Origin of the sequence: Desulfogranum japonicum DSM 18378, assembly GCF_000429945.1 — a bacterium.
In the GTDB taxonomy this organism is placed as follows: domain Bacteria; phylum Desulfobacterota; class Desulfobulbia; order Desulfobulbales; family Desulfobulbaceae; genus Desulfogranum; species Desulfogranum japonicum.
The window spans coordinates 1-13,044 of the sequence record NZ_AUCV01000061.1 but is presented as its reverse complement, the minus strand read 5'-3'; the positions used below and the strand labels follow the sequence as shown (position 1 = coordinate 13,044).

The 13,044-nt window shown below is 48.2% G+C and carries 11 protein-coding genes; 2 read left to right on the top strand and 9 right to left on the bottom strand.

Annotation, left to right across the window (positions count from 1 at the left end):
- Window positions 1–43: 43 nt before the first annotated feature.
- The 3 genes from G493_RS0120425 to G493_RS0120415 all read right to left on the bottom strand — a co-directional run bounded on the left by G493_RS0120425 (window position 44) and on the right by G493_RS0120415 (window position 4,530).
- A complete protein-coding gene (locus G493_RS0120425; protein WP_028581876.1) occupies window positions 44–1,207 on the bottom strand; it encodes an aminotransferase class V-fold PLP-dependent enzyme in 1,164 nt (387 codons plus the stop codon).
- Window positions 1,204–1,554, bottom strand: coding sequence for a TusE/DsrC/DsvC family sulfur relay protein (locus G493_RS0120420; protein WP_051309683.1), 351 nt, complete (start codon window positions 1,552–1,554; stop codon window positions 1,204–1,206). The genes G493_RS0120425 and G493_RS0120420 overlap by 4 nt, the downstream gene beginning before the upstream one ends.
- A 312-nt stretch (window positions 1,555–1,866) precedes the next feature.
- Entirely contained in the window at window positions 1,867–4,530 is a 2,664-nt protein-coding gene (locus G493_RS0120415) for a molybdopterin-dependent oxidoreductase (protein WP_028581874.1), read from the bottom strand.
- 830 nt (window positions 4,531–5,360) lie between these two features.
- Here G493_RS0120415 and G493_RS30430 point away from each other — a divergent pair.
- Together G493_RS30430 and G493_RS0120400 are read left to right on the top strand one after the other, a co-directional pair.
- A complete protein-coding gene (locus G493_RS30430) occupies window positions 5,361–7,049 on the top strand; it encodes a PocR ligand-binding domain-containing protein (protein WP_051309681.1) in 1,689 nt (562 codons plus the stop codon).
- 488 nt (window positions 7,050–7,537) lie between these two features.
- On the top strand, window positions 7,538–8,176 hold the full coding sequence (locus G493_RS0120400; RefSeq protein WP_028581873.1) for a response regulator: 639 nt from the start codon (window positions 7,538–7,540) through the stop codon (window positions 8,174–8,176).
- Window positions 8,177–8,236: 60 nt separating this feature from the next.
- Here the strand turns inward: G493_RS0120400 and G493_RS0120395 are convergent, their stop codons facing one another.
- The 6 genes from G493_RS0120395 to G493_RS30425 all read right to left on the bottom strand — a co-directional run bounded on the left by G493_RS0120395 (window position 8,237) and on the right by G493_RS30425 (window position 12,600).
- Entirely contained in the window at window positions 8,237–9,535 is a 1,299-nt protein-coding gene (locus tag G493_RS0120395) for a permease (protein WP_028581872.1), read from the bottom strand.
- A 64-nt stretch (window positions 9,536–9,599) separates the two neighbouring features.
- Window positions 9,600–9,830 carry a thioredoxin family protein gene (locus tag G493_RS0120390; RefSeq protein WP_028581871.1) on the bottom strand — a complete coding sequence of 77 codons (231 nt, stop codon included), beginning with the start codon at window positions 9,828–9,830 and terminating at the stop codon, window positions 9,600–9,602.
- 171 nt (window positions 9,831–10,001) lie between these two features.
- Window positions 10,002–10,346, bottom strand: a complete 345-nt coding sequence (locus G493_RS0120385) for an ArsR/SmtB family transcription factor (protein ID WP_028581870.1) — start codon at window positions 10,344–10,346, stop codon at window positions 10,002–10,004.
- Window positions 10,347–10,679: 333 nt separating this feature from the next.
- Window positions 10,680–11,111: an arsenate reductase ArsC gene (locus tag G493_RS0120380; protein WP_028581869.1), complete on the bottom strand. Its 432-nt coding sequence runs from the start codon at window positions 11,109–11,111 to the stop codon at window positions 10,680–10,682.
- 26 nt (window positions 11,112–11,137) lie between these two features.
- Window positions 11,138–12,226: an ACR3 family arsenite efflux transporter gene (gene arsB, locus G493_RS0120375; protein WP_028581868.1), complete on the bottom strand. Its 1,089-nt coding sequence runs from the start codon at window positions 12,224–12,226 to the stop codon at window positions 11,138–11,140.
- Window positions 12,223–12,600 (bottom strand): ArsR/SmtB family transcription factor, encoded by a 378-nt coding sequence (locus G493_RS30425; protein ID WP_035275411.1) that lies wholly within the window; start codon window positions 12,598–12,600, stop codon window positions 12,223–12,225. Before G493_RS30425 ends, arsB begins: the two co-directional genes overlap by 4 nt.
- Between the last annotated feature and the right edge of the window lie 444 nt (window positions 12,601–13,044).

The window sequence follows — 13,044 nt, the reverse complement described above, 5'->3', positions numbered from 1 at the left end:
AGGCCTTCCAGCTAACTGATTATATCAGGACAATCGCGTTTGTTCAAACCGTGTGCTCCTGCCTGCAGGCAGTGACAATTTCCCGCATTGCCCGGATTGCCGCTTCGACATCCTGCTGTGTCGTATGGGGACCGAGGCTGAAGCGTATGGTACCGTAGGGTGAAGTCCCCAGAGTTTCATGCACCAGGGGAGCGCACTGCAGGCCGGTACGTACGGCAATATCAAAATCACCGTCCAGAACGGCGCCAACGTCCGAAGACTGCATACCATCCACCGTACAGCTGAGGAGCGGTACCTGTCTGTTCATGTCATGGGCACCATATACGTTTACACCCGGCAATGCGGAGAGGGCTTCATAGAGTAGCTTTGTCAGATGCAATTCTTTTTTCAGGCGGCGTTCCTGCTCCTGGTGAGGCAGGGTTTGCAGGCACTCTTCCAGAGCAAGTATTCCAAACATGTTTTGCGTACCTGCTTCCAGCCGTGCCGGATATGGAGCTGGTTGATACAGGTTCAGGGAATCCACCCCGGTTCCTCCGTAGCGGGAGGGCTTCAGCTCAAGTTCGGGCGTGATGATCAATGCTCCAGTCCCGGTTGGGCCACCCAGGCTTTTATGTCCGGTGAATGCCAAAGCCGCGATGTTTTCTTGCTCCATGTGAATGGGTATTAAGCCCGCACTCTGTGATGCATCAACACAGAGGGCAATGTTCCGGCTACGGAGTAATGAGCCCAGGGCAGCTATCGGCTGTACGGTCCCCAGGACATTGGAAGCATGGTTTATAATTACAGCCCTGGTTCCTGGCCGCAGGTATTGCAGCATTGTTTTCGGCTCAATAAAACCTTGCAGGTTAAAGTCGACCAGGTCAAACTCCAGGAGTCCGTTCCGCTTTATATGGTGCAGAGGACGTAAAACAGAATTATGCTCAAGTCTGGTTGAGAGCAGGTGTATCTCCGGCTCTGCCAGACCCTGGATCAAGGTGTTGAGTGCATCCGTGGCATTGGCACTGAAACAGACATGGCTGCCAGGAGGAGCTCCAAAAAAACGCAGTATTTTCCTGCGGATTTTTTCGACCATCTCCTCTGTCTCCACGGCGCGGTCATAGCCGCCCCTTCCAGGAGATGCGCCAAGGGCAAGGTAGCGTTCCAGTGCTCTTCGCAGGGCTGGTTCATTTTTGGGATAGGAAGTGGCTGCGTTGTCCAGGTAAATCATTGGCAGGTTTTGGGATTGGGTAGCCCGCACAAGCGCCGGGCGCCGTTTTTCAGGCCACCGGGAAAGAGGCGCTCCATTTCCAGCACGCTCATTCCTGTGGCAGACTTGAGGTGTTTATTCAATGGTGCCCGACCATTGTAGGCATAAAATTCACGGTAGGCATATAATACCTTCCAGTGCTGGTCCTGCATTTCTGTCAGACCGCATTGTGCAGCGAGTTTTCTGCAAACAGCTTCGCTCCACTGGGTTTCGTCCATGAAATACCCTTCTTCATCAAACTCGATTTCCGTTCCATCCTCTGTACAAAGGATGAGGGCTGGTTGCCCCGTGGACTCAATGCTTGTCATGATGTGTTGGTGTCAGGTTTAGGTACAGTGTTTGCCCGGATTTCGTACGCAGCCCCAACACTCAACAGGGGAAAGAATATTCTCGGGCAGCCTCCCAGGCAGGGTATACAGTAGGGGCAGGCGTGTATGCCATGCATGTGCCATGACATATACCGCTCCCCTCAACCATCCAGTGTGTATCCGCCAATGCACCTGGTGATTTTTTCTACCCTGCCTCGTTAGCTGGTGTCTGTCCAGATTTTTTTTCAGAGTCTCGTTCCTCGATTATTGCTCTTAAACGAAAATCTTCGGTTCCGGGCAAACGCTGGCTGGTTAGGCCTTACCTCCATTCATTGCTGCAAGTACCTTGTCTGGAGTGGCTGGCAAATCGCATATCCAGGCTCCTGTGGCATTGTGCAGCGCATTGATTACAGCCGGGGTTGTGGGAACCAGGCACATTTCACCAATGCCCGTGACATTGAGCGGTCCTTTAGGACGGGGTGTTTCCTGAAGGATAGTCTCCATTTCAAAACTCTGGCCAATGGTTGGGAATTTAAAAGTAACCCAGTCCTTGGTTTGGCCAGCGATATATTCTTCACGAAGGGCCAGGCCCACTCCCATATCAATGCCGCCATCAAGCTGGCCGGTCAGGTTCTGAGGATGGATCACAGGGCCTGCATCAATACCAGTGGTCATTTTGAGTACACGTACTTTGCCTGTGGACGCTTCAACTTCCACTTCTGCGATTTGCACAGCATGCACCTGGGACTCAAATGAAGGTCCCTGTCCTGTTTCCGGGTCCAGAGGACCAACTTCGTTTTTCTTGCGTCCCAGATAACGATGAGGTCGATCCGCTGCTTTGAGTTCGGCACCGGTGGTGGCCCCGGTTTCATCCATGGCCGCTTTCAGTTGTTCAAGGCCGTTGATCAGTGCTCCACCTATCATATAGGTGATGCGGCTGCCTGCAGCGGGACCGCTGGCGGCAGTATTCTCTGTGGAACGGGTGTGGATACGGATACGTTCCATGGGAATTCCCATGAAAGCACCGCTGAGCTGGAGCAGCATGGATTCGTTTCCTTCGCCGGGATCAGCAGCCGCAGCATAAACAGAAAGGCCTCCATCATCATCCAGTTCCACTGCTACCACAGAGGCATCGTTGGGACCCCCGATACCAAACGCTCCGGTGCCAATGCCGACCCCGCGAAGAATGGTGTCGGTTCCATGGGTCTTGGCATCTGCGACAGCACGCTCATAGTGAGGGCGCATTTTCTCCATGAGTTCAGGCAAGGGCCATTCTGTGACTTCCTGACCCGTGGATTTGGTTCCTCCGGGGTACAGTGAGTTGATCAGGCGAAATTCAAATGGATCCATGTTGAGTTTATCGGCAAGCATGTCCATGGCGCATTCCAGGGCAAAATTCGCTTGGGGAGCGCCGGCACCACGGGCTGCGCTGCCCCATGGATTGTTGGTATATACCAGTCTTCCGCGTGCTTTCACGTTAGGAATGTCATAGGAGCCTGAAAGCATCAGTAAGGCTCTGTATGCAACCACATGGCCGATGGAGTAATAAGCCCCGTTATCAACCACGAAGTCGTTGTGATAGGCTGTAAGTTTACCGTCAGCATCTGCAGAGAGCTTCACGTCCATGGAGAATGGATGTCGTTTGGAGCTCATCAGCATACTTTCTGTAAGACTGGGGATGTAGCGGACAGCCTGTTGGAAATGCACGGCAGCGGCAGCAGCAATGCCTTCTGATATAACGTCTATTTTTATACCAAACTGTCCTCCGGAAAAGGCTTCAATGTAGGCCATGTTCTCCCAGCCTACCGCAGCCTGCAGCATGGCCATGTGGTAGTGAATATTGATACTGCGGCCAATAACCACCAGTTTTTCCTGTTCCGCATCTTCGTCTTCTTCAAAATAGGCAACTGTGGCTTCCGGTTCCAAAGGCGCCTGGTGATTGATTTGGGTGACAAATCGTGCTTGAATGGTGGCTGCAGATTCCAAAAGGGCCGCATCGGCGTCACCCTTTATCTGGGGCTGATTGTAGCAGAGATTGGGACGATCCGGATGTACCCGCAGACTCTCTTCGTCCAATGCCTGATAGGGATCATCCAGGATTTCCAGTTCTTCAAGTTCCAGTTCAACAGCTTTGACAGCTTCCTCGGCCTGAGCTTTGGTTGCGGCTGCCACGATGCAGATGGGGTCGCCGATATAGTGAACCTTGTCACTGCAGAGTACTGGTCGGTCAGCTTCCAGATATTTCAGGATATTGGTTCCCTTGATGTCTGCTGCGGTCACCACGCCAGCAACCCCGGGCATGGCAGCTGCCTTTGCAGTATCCAGTCTTATAATGCGGGCATGGGGCACTGTGCTTCGGAGAACGGCCAGTTCCAGAGCATCCGGAATCTGCACATCTGCGGTGAAGTGGGCAGTACCGCAAGCTTTATCCAGCGAAGATCGTCTTGGGTGTGACACTCCCATGGCCGGTGCATCAGCTGGAGGCATCATGCTTTCCGGTGTCGCTTTTCCTCGCAGAAAGCGGGCGGCAAGTTGTACAGCCTCAATGATTTTCACGTATCCTGTGCAGCGGCAAAGGTTGCGGCGCAGGGCATGCTTGATTTCTTCCGGGGTTGGATCCGGGTTGGCATCCAGCAGGGCCTTGGCGCCCATGATCATACCCGGGGTGCAGAATCCACATTGAATGGCTCCGGAAAGTACAAAAGCCTGTTGAATAAGGTGTGGGTTGTCAGGCGTTCCCAATCCTTCAACGGTGATAACCTTTGCACCATCCAGGTTTTTGACTTTGGTCAGACAGGAGAGAGCTGTTTTCCCATTAACTATAACCATACAGGCGCCGCACTGTCCCTTGCGGTCGCAGGATTGCTTGGTACCGGTTAAATGAAGGTCCTGGCGCAGCAGATCCAGGAGAACTTTGGACTCATCTGTGACGACCTGGCGGGTCAGGCCATTGATTGTAAGAGTTACTCGTTTCATTGGTCACTTGTATTGGTTGGTGTTTGTGTTGGCACCGCGTCCATGGGAGCTGTATTCATGACTGTGCATGAAATTAGTCTTAAAAAAAATGGCTTGTTAGGCCGTCTTGCATCTGTTCCTCTCCACAACGCTTACGGACTCAGGCTGGAAAAATATTTCTCAGATGAGAATCAATAATCGTGCCGGGCGGGAAAAAGAGAATTTGTGGTATGTCAGAAAAAGAAACGATTTATATAAAATAAGCTATATCAGCATGTTGCCTGTGGTGATATGTAAAGTTGCTGTCTGTGTAAGATAGAACAGGAATATCACCATTTGATGCAAATATGCATCAAATGAGGGCGGTTATCTGTAGGAATATGGCGATTATTGCCGATACAGAGGGGATGACGATGATTATATCTTGATGCATTAATGCATATTTGATGCAATGTTGCATCAAGCAGTGGAAGCTGATGCTGAGACAGGAGCAGTAAAATGTATTGAGATGCCGCAGTGGCTGCTCCATGGTTTATACATTTTTATGTGGGATAATGGCCTATTTTTCGGGAGAAAGCAATTGACTTCCCCTTGACCATTTTGTAAACGTTTTTACGTAACTGCCTACAGTGCGCCTGGTTTTTCTGGGTTCAGCCAGGTTTGCGTATTACCCAATGCGCCAAGGCCTGCCTGCTTGCTACAAGCTCTGGTGCCCTGTAACCGAGTTACATCTCGGGGAATTGTCCGGTTTAGTCATTTCCCATGTGAGTATATTTTCACAATGTATGTTGTATGACACGGCATGTGTCTCAGCCGGGTCTTTATTATGATGCTGTGGTTGTGGGGGAAGCATGGAGGGTAAAGCAACAAAACGGGCTTTTCCGCTGCTGGATCTGATTGAACGTCATAAACTCGAGAATATTCTCGAAACGTTTTCCAAAGCCACCGGTGTTGCAGCTATCATCACCAATGTCGATGGAAGCCCCATTACCCGTCCTTTCAACTTCACATCTCTGTGCTCAAAATTCAATCGCTGCACCCCAGAGGGCAGAAAACTGTGTTATCGCAGTGACTGCTACGGCGGCCAGGAATCGGCCAGGACCAGACAAAACATCATCTATCAGTGTCTCAATGCCGGGCTAACGGACAGTGCATCTTCCATCTTCCTTGATGATCACCACATTGCCAATATCCTTTGCGGACAGATCCTGACTGAACCGCTCACACCTGAGGTGGCGGCCATGCGAGCCAGGATGATAGGCATCAAAGATATTGATGGCTATCTTAGCGAATTGAAAAACGTTCCGGTTATTCCCTTTGAGCGGTTTAAGGCCATTGTCGAATTGATGCACGTTGTCACCCAGACCATCAGTGATCTCGCCTACCAGAAACATCTTTTGATCCGTCGTTCCAGACGGTACCTGGATAAAATCATCAACAGCGTTACTGACGGCATTGTCACCACAGACAGGGATGGGGTGGTAACCATGGCCAATGACGCTTGCAGTGGTATTTTCGGCATAGGCAAATCTCAACTGCTCGGACAGCGCTTTCCGTCACTGTTTACAGGCGAGCCATCGGTTGCCAGGCTTGAAGAGTACTTTGCCAACGGAGAAGGAAAAAGCGGGCGTTTCAAGGTTAAGGCCATCTGTGGATACACAAAAGTGATTCCCATTCAGATGTCCCTTGCAACCATTAATAACGAAGATGAAAACCAGGTGGATTTTGTTGGTGTTTTGCGAGATGTTACTGAAGAAGAGCGTACTGAACGGATGAAAGAAGATCTAACCGGGATGATGACCCATGATCTTAAAAATCCGATGATTTCCATTCAAAAAGCTCTCGAACTTCTTGCCACCGGACAACTTGGTAGTTTGAATGACGGTCAACAGCAGATCCTCGATTTGACGTTGCAGACCGGAAACCAGTTGTATGGAATGGTGACTGATTTTCTTGATACCTATCGGCATGAAAACGGCCTATTTCGATTGAGTAAAATTGATTGTACCATGGAAACGCTTTTACAGGAGAGCATTGCCCAGGTCGATCTTTTTGCCAACGAAAAAGGCATGGAGTTTATCATTGATGGTCAACAGGGAAAGAATTGTCTGCATGTGGATTTTAACCGGATTCGTCGTGTTCTGGTGAATTTGCTGGAGAATGCGGTGAAATACAGTCCCGGTGGGGGAATTGTGACCATTACCCGCGACCAGATCTATGGAAAAACTCTATTTCATAGACGTTTCGATTTGCCTGAGGAATGCCTGAAACTGCTTGATCCCGATAGATTTTACCTGCTCATGTCAGTTACCGATCAGGGACTGGGAATTCCTGCAGAAGATGCTCCCTATGTTTTTGATAAGTTTTTTACTACCCGGCAGAGGAATAAATGCGAGCGAAAGGGGCTTGGGCTGGGGCTCGCATTTTGCAAATTGGCTGTTGAGGCACACGGCGGAGTTATCTGGGTAAAAACTCCCCTGAATGAGGGACAGGAGGCACGTAATGGCGGGTGCCGTTTCAGTTTTACCCTGCCCATGTGAGAGTTCCTTTTTCACTCCATAGGGGGAGAAAGAATCCCTCAATGTGGGTATTGCGCTAGCCATCTTGTTGTGTTTCAATAAAAAGATGCTACCCCTCATGTGAGTGAGGGAGCGCTCACCCCTAAGTTATTGCCTGTCCATAAATGGTCTTTTTGCTCAATTTTTGCACTATGCTCAAAATTTTATCGTCCAAATATCAGGTATATGTCTGTGGTAAAATGTATCGCATGCCCCGGAGTCTACGCTTACCTCAATTTGAACAAAAATCCTTAATTATGGACAGGCATACGTTAGTGTTAATTGGTAAAAAGACACAAACTGCCATGTCTTGTGGTATCTTTTCTGGTCCGTCGGGAGCAGTACCCTTTACGTAACCAGACTGATCAATAACAGCAACATGCAGAGGTGAGCAGCGTACTGCTTGAGAGTGCACCAGGGTCTGCAGGGAAGGGTATGCGCGGACCAACATCACGGAGACTGAGAAGCCCATGAGTATTCGAGTATTTTTGGCCGATGATCATCCTCTTTTTCGTGCAGGTCTGCGACTGAGTTTTCAGGGCTCAGACGAGGTGGAGATTGTAGGGGAAGCTGAAAACAGTTTTACAGCAGTGGAACAGATCCATAAGCTTAAACCGGATGTTGTTCTCATTGATGTGGATATGCCTGGTCTTTCCGGTCTGGCAGCCATTCGTATGGTGAAAAAGAATTTACCTGAACAGAAATTCCTGGTTCTTTCCTCATACAATGATACTGAATATATTCAGGAAGCAATGCGAACAGGCGCCCGTGGATATGTGCTTAAAAGCATCAACGTGGAGGAACTCAAGCAGGTGATTTGTGCTGTGCATAACGGGCAGCCTATGGTATCGGCATATCTGGTGAATCTGTCTATTGAAGATGAGCCTGTGCCTGAGACGGTTAACCTGCCTGAATTGACCAGGCGGGAACAGGATGTGTTGCGTTTTCTGGCCCAGGGAAAAGGCAACAAGGAGATAGCCGCCGACCTCTACATCAGTGTGGAAACTGTAAAAAGTCATGTGCGCAATATCTATAAAAAACTGGATCTGAAAAATCGAATTGAGGCATCTCAGGCAGCTGTGCGTTACGGACTTGTTGACGCCCACTGAGCTGCAGGTGACCACCGGAAGCTCGATTTTCTCCCTTTGGTCACCTTCACACTGTAACGATTAAAAAAAGCTCCCGTACATGATACCGCTGACAGTGGCCATAATTACTACAAGCGAGACAAATACCACTGTCTTTTTCGTGCCGATTACGCTCCGGATAACCAGCATATTCGGCAAGCTTAAAGCCGGGCCAGCAAGCAAAAGAGCCAGGGCAGGGCCTTTGCCCATGCCGTTACCAATGAGCCCCTGGAGAATGGGAACTTCGGTGAGCGTGGCAAAATACATAAAGGCTCCGGCAAAGGCAGCTGCAAAATTTGCCAGTAAAGAATTGCCGCCAACGGCTTTGCTCACCCAGTCAGAAGGGATCAGCCCTTCATTGCCAGGACGGCCCAGGAGCAGGCCTGCTATCAGAACGCCGAACACCAGCAGGGGAAGAATCTGTTTTGCAAAGCCCCAGGATTCCTTGAACCACTCCCCATTTTTATCCTCCCGAACAGCCAGTATCACTGAAAGCCCTACAACACCTGCGCTGAACGCCAGAACAGGGTATCCGGAGAAAAAGAGGCTCAGTACAACCGGTGGTAGCGCAGCAAGGATAACCTGCCAGAGTGGTAGATTAAACCAGAGGGTGAGAAATACGCCGAACAGTACGGAAAAACCTGATGTAATAAGCCATTTGTTTGCATATATCATGGCCCAGGTGCCCGTGTTTTCGGCTGGTTTACCCCAGTTTGCAAAGACAAGTATTCCAACCATGGAAAGAAAGTAGAGTCCATTTTGCCAGAGTGGACGATCAACTTCCGGTTCTGGCATAACAGCCTGCGCTTCAGCCTTTGCAAGTTCTTCTTTCCTGAAGATGAAATGCATGAGCAAACCAATAATAACACTGAATACAACTGCGCCAATGGCCCTTGCAAAACCAAGTTCAGGGCCGAGAATTCGTGCACTGAGAATTATGGCCAGTATATTGATTGCAGGGCCGGCATACAGAAAAGCTGTTGCAGGACCAAGGCCCGCGCCCATGTTATATATCCCGGCAAAAAGAGGCAGGATGGTACAGGAGCAGACAGCCAGTACTGTTCCGGAGACCGAGGCCACACCATATGCCAACACTTTATTGGCCGTTGCACCAAGGTATTTCAGTACCGATGCCTGGGAAACAAAAACAGCTATGGCTCCGGCAATAAAAAAGGCCGGAATCAGGCAAAGCAGAACGTGTTCCTGAGCATACCATTTAACAAGGTGTAAGGCCTCGCTTACAGCATTGTCGAAACGGGGGTGACCCACCGGCAGATAATAACAGGCCAGAAAACCACCGACAATAATGGCCAGTGGCTTCCATTCTCTTTTTAATTCCATCTTTTTTGCTCCATGTCAGTTGATCTTTCAGATCTCCGACAAATGCGACAGCTGTATGTTGTTGTTATGAAATCCATTCCAGCACTTCTTTTTTACTGGGTACCTTGCCCACACACTTGGCCTGCCCGTCAACCACAACGGCCGGGGTAGTGAAAACCCCATATTTGGCAAACTCATTAAAATCTTTAACCTTTTCTACCGTAGCTTCTTTGCCAGCTTCGGCCACGGCTTCCAGTACCACACGCTCCGCTTCTTCACATTTGGCACATCCTGGTCCCAATACTTTGATATCCATTGTTTTTTCCTCATTGAGTTGTTCATTTTTAGGAGGTTGTTCGAGAATAGATATTTTCGTTCAGATCGAGGCATACCTGAAAAAATACCACAGGCATATACATGATATTCCGGTGATATTTTTTCAGGTTTAACAAAGATATGGGCGGAAATAACATTCTCGGACAACCTTCTAGGCTGCAGCTATCCGTTCCCTGTCTACTTGTGGAAGATGTTGCAACATGTCCTTAAACGCTTTGTCATCGAGTTCCGTTTGTTCAAGATAAGCAAGCATTGCCTGGGCGTGGCCGGAACTTTGTTCATGTCCAAGCCTGTAGATGGCCCAGCTTCCCTGTTTTCGAAAAGTGACCAGGTTCGCTTCCTCAAGTACACGCAGATGTTTTGAAATAGTCGGCTGCGAGAGTGAAAAAAGTTCTTTCATTTCGCAAACGCATAACTCTTTTTCTTGCAATAATTTCAGAATTCTGACCCGATTGGGATCAGCCAGGGCCTTCATCACTTTTACAAAATCACGCATGTTATTCTCCGTCTCGGCATTGCGATTGTTGGCTATATTTCCAAATAGCCATTTAGCTATATAGCTATGGAATGAGATTCTGTCAATTGTTCTTTGAGCATAATTGTATATGTATTACCGAATCTGTGAGTGTTTTACCCTCAGGCAGGTTTGCTGTCTGGCCCCCCCGATTAAGGTAAGCGTTTTCGGGTGATTGTGGGCAATGAAAATAGAGTGCAATCAGCCGTCCCAAAGGGCGGCTGATTACTTTATTTTAGAAAGAGAATGGGAATTGTTTTATGTGATTCCGTATTGATATGTTGAGCAGTGGGGAGCAATGATCACTGTTTCAGGTTATTGGGAAAGAGCAGAGGGAAGGGTTTGAATAAAATCCCGTATTTCATCCCGTACCCGACGGTAATGTTTCAGAGCACCTTCCTCGTTTTCCTCGCGTTCAGCAAGTTTTGGGGGATCATCAAATCCGTGATGAAGAACCTTTGTCGGGCCAGGAAAATAGGGGCAATTCTCATCAGCATGGCCGCAGACAGTGATAACGAGGTCGAACTGTAGGTTTGGCAGGTCAGTTACCAGTTTTGACGAGTGACCGGATATATTCACACCCGCCTCGGCCATCACTTTTACAGCCAGGGGGTTAAGCCCATGGGTCTCGATACCTGCAGAGAAGATTTCCATGGTATCCCCAAAAAAGTGTTTGGCCCAACCTTCCGCCATCTGACTGCGGCACGAATTTCCCGTGCAGAGGAAAAGGATGCTATGCTTGCTCATGCTTTTTTTACCGTAAAAGTCAATAATCAGGCTTCTTTGCTGACATGGCAGACACCAGTCAGGGTTTCTTTGGCAAAGGGGAAATATTTTCTTTTAAAAAAGAACGCGACATTGACGAGTGCAATCAACACAGGTACTTCGACCAGTGGACCAATGACCGCGGCAAAGGCTTGTCCGGAATCCAAACCAAACACAGCTATGGCAACTGCAATGGCCAGCTCAAAGTTATTGGACGCAGCAGTAAAAGAGAGTGTGGTTGCTTGCTCATAGGTGGCCCCTACCTTTTGGGACATAAAAAAGGAAACCAGGAACATGACAAGAAAGTAAACCGTAAGAGGGATTGCTATACGTACAACATCGAAAGGCAGTTGCACGATATATTCGCCCTTGAGAGAGAACATTATAAGGATGGTAAAAAGAAGAAAAATAAGCGTGAGCGGACTAATCTTGGGTATAAGTGTCTCCTGATACCATTGCTCTCCCTTAAGACGCAAGCCGATAAATCTGGTCAGCATGCCGCCTATGAAGGGAATGCCAAGATAAATGAATACAGACTGGGCAATTTCTGCCATGGATATATCGACCACTGCTCCTTCAATTCCAAATATTTTTGGAAGCAGAGTGATAAAAAACCAGGCATAAAGAGAGAAGAAAAGTACCTGGAAAAGTGAGTTGAAAGCGACCAGGCCTGCACAGTATTCGCGATCACCCTCAGCCAGATCGTTCCAGACAATGACCATTGCGATGCAGCGGGCAAGACCGATCAGGATAAGACCGACCATGTATTCCTGATAGCCGGAGAGAAAGGTGATGGCGAGAAGGAACATGAGGATCGGGCCGATAATCCAGTTTTGGACCAGTGACAGCCCTAGAACTTTCCCGTTTCGGAACACCTCATGGAGTTTTTCATAACGTACCTTGGCCAGGGGAGGGTACATCATCAAGATGAGGCCCAATGCAATGGGTATATTGGTAGTCCCTACCTGGAAGGTATTTATGACATCCTTAATACCTGGCATGAGATATCCGCCACCGACCCCGATCAGCATGGCAAGAAATATCCAGAGCGTGAGAAAGCGGTCAAGAAAGGAAAGTCTTTTATGTTCTGTGCTCATTGAGAGTCCTCCTGTTTCCCTGTTCCTTTACTACAGGTTTCAACGTTTTTAGTTTTTAAGAATTCATTCAGACGATGAGTATCTGCACTGGCCTGCTCCAGTGTAAGGCAATATTTTTTCAGACATTTAAATATAGCTTTGCTGATTCCATATTTTCGGTTTAGGCGATAATACATCCATACGCCTCGGCGTTCCCCCTCCACCAAATTTGCATTACGCAATACTGCCAGATGTCTGGAAACCGTTGACTGCGGCATATCAAGAGCAGCCTCCAAATCGCATACGCACAGTTCGGTATGCCGTAACAAAAGGAGCAGAACTCTCAGTCTGGTTTCATCGCCAAGCGCTTTGAAGAGTTGAACCTGAGTATTCATATGAATGAAAAATGAGTTAATAAATTGATCATGAACGTGAAAAGGAATGAGTTTTCCGAATCAATATATCCGCATATTAGGATGTGTCAATGCCTATTTATATGTCTGTTATTTACGCATACTGAAGTTTCCTGAAAATTGTGCGGCAAGGTTAAAAGCTAAACCGTAAACATGGGAAACGTTTTTATATGAGAATGACTATTAAAAAGCGGTTCATTTTCTGTGCCTATCTTGAGTCGGAAATATAAATATATTACGCAATATCAACATGATAAGAGGTGAAAGGTGAGCGCCACTATGGTATAGTTCAATTAGTACTAAGTAACTGAAAATATACCAAAAGGAGCAACTCACCATGTTCATATTAAAGGATTTACTTTCTCCTCTGCAAGCACAATTTTCAAACACCAAGCAGGGGCAAAAGAGAAAGGTTTGGTTTGCATA

Bases quoted from the DNA above. Each gene is read 5' to 3' on its own strand.
- G493_RS0120425 (WP_028581876.1), bottom strand. From the start codon at position 1,207: ATGATTTACCTGGACAACGCAGCCACTTCCTATCCCAAAAATGAACCA.
- G493_RS0120420 (WP_051309683.1), bottom strand. From the start codon at position 1,554: ATGACAAGCATTGAGTCCACGGGGCAACCAGCCCTCATCCTTTGTACA.
- G493_RS0120415 (WP_028581874.1), bottom strand. From the start codon at position 4,530: ATGAAACGAGTAACTCTTACAATCAATGGCCTGACCCGCCAGGTCGTC.
- G493_RS30430 (WP_051309681.1), top strand. From the start codon at position 5,361: ATGGAGGGTAAAGCAACAAAACGGGCTTTTCCGCTGCTGGATCTGATT.
- G493_RS0120400 (WP_028581873.1), top strand. From the start codon at position 7,538: ATGAGTATTCGAGTATTTTTGGCCGATGATCATCCTCTTTTTCGTGCA.
- G493_RS0120395 (WP_028581872.1), bottom strand. From the start codon at position 9,535: ATGGAATTAAAAAGAGAATGGAAGCCACTGGCCATTATTGTCGGTGGT.
- G493_RS0120390 (WP_028581871.1), bottom strand. From the start codon at position 9,830: ATGGATATCAAAGTATTGGGACCAGGATGTGCCAAATGTGAAGAAGCG.
- G493_RS0120385 (WP_028581870.1), bottom strand. From the start codon at position 10,346: ATGCGTGATTTTGTAAAAGTGATGAAGGCCCTGGCTGATCCCAATCGG.
- G493_RS0120380 (WP_028581869.1), bottom strand. From the start codon at position 11,111: ATGAGCAAGCATAGCATCCTTTTCCTCTGCACGGGAAATTCGTGCCGC.
- arsB (WP_028581868.1), bottom strand. From the start codon at position 12,226: ATGAGCACAGAACATAAAAGACTTTCCTTTCTTGACCGCTTTCTCACG.
- G493_RS30425 (WP_035275411.1), bottom strand. From the start codon at position 12,600: ATGAATACTCAGGTTCAACTCTTCAAAGCGCTTGGCGATGAAACCAGA.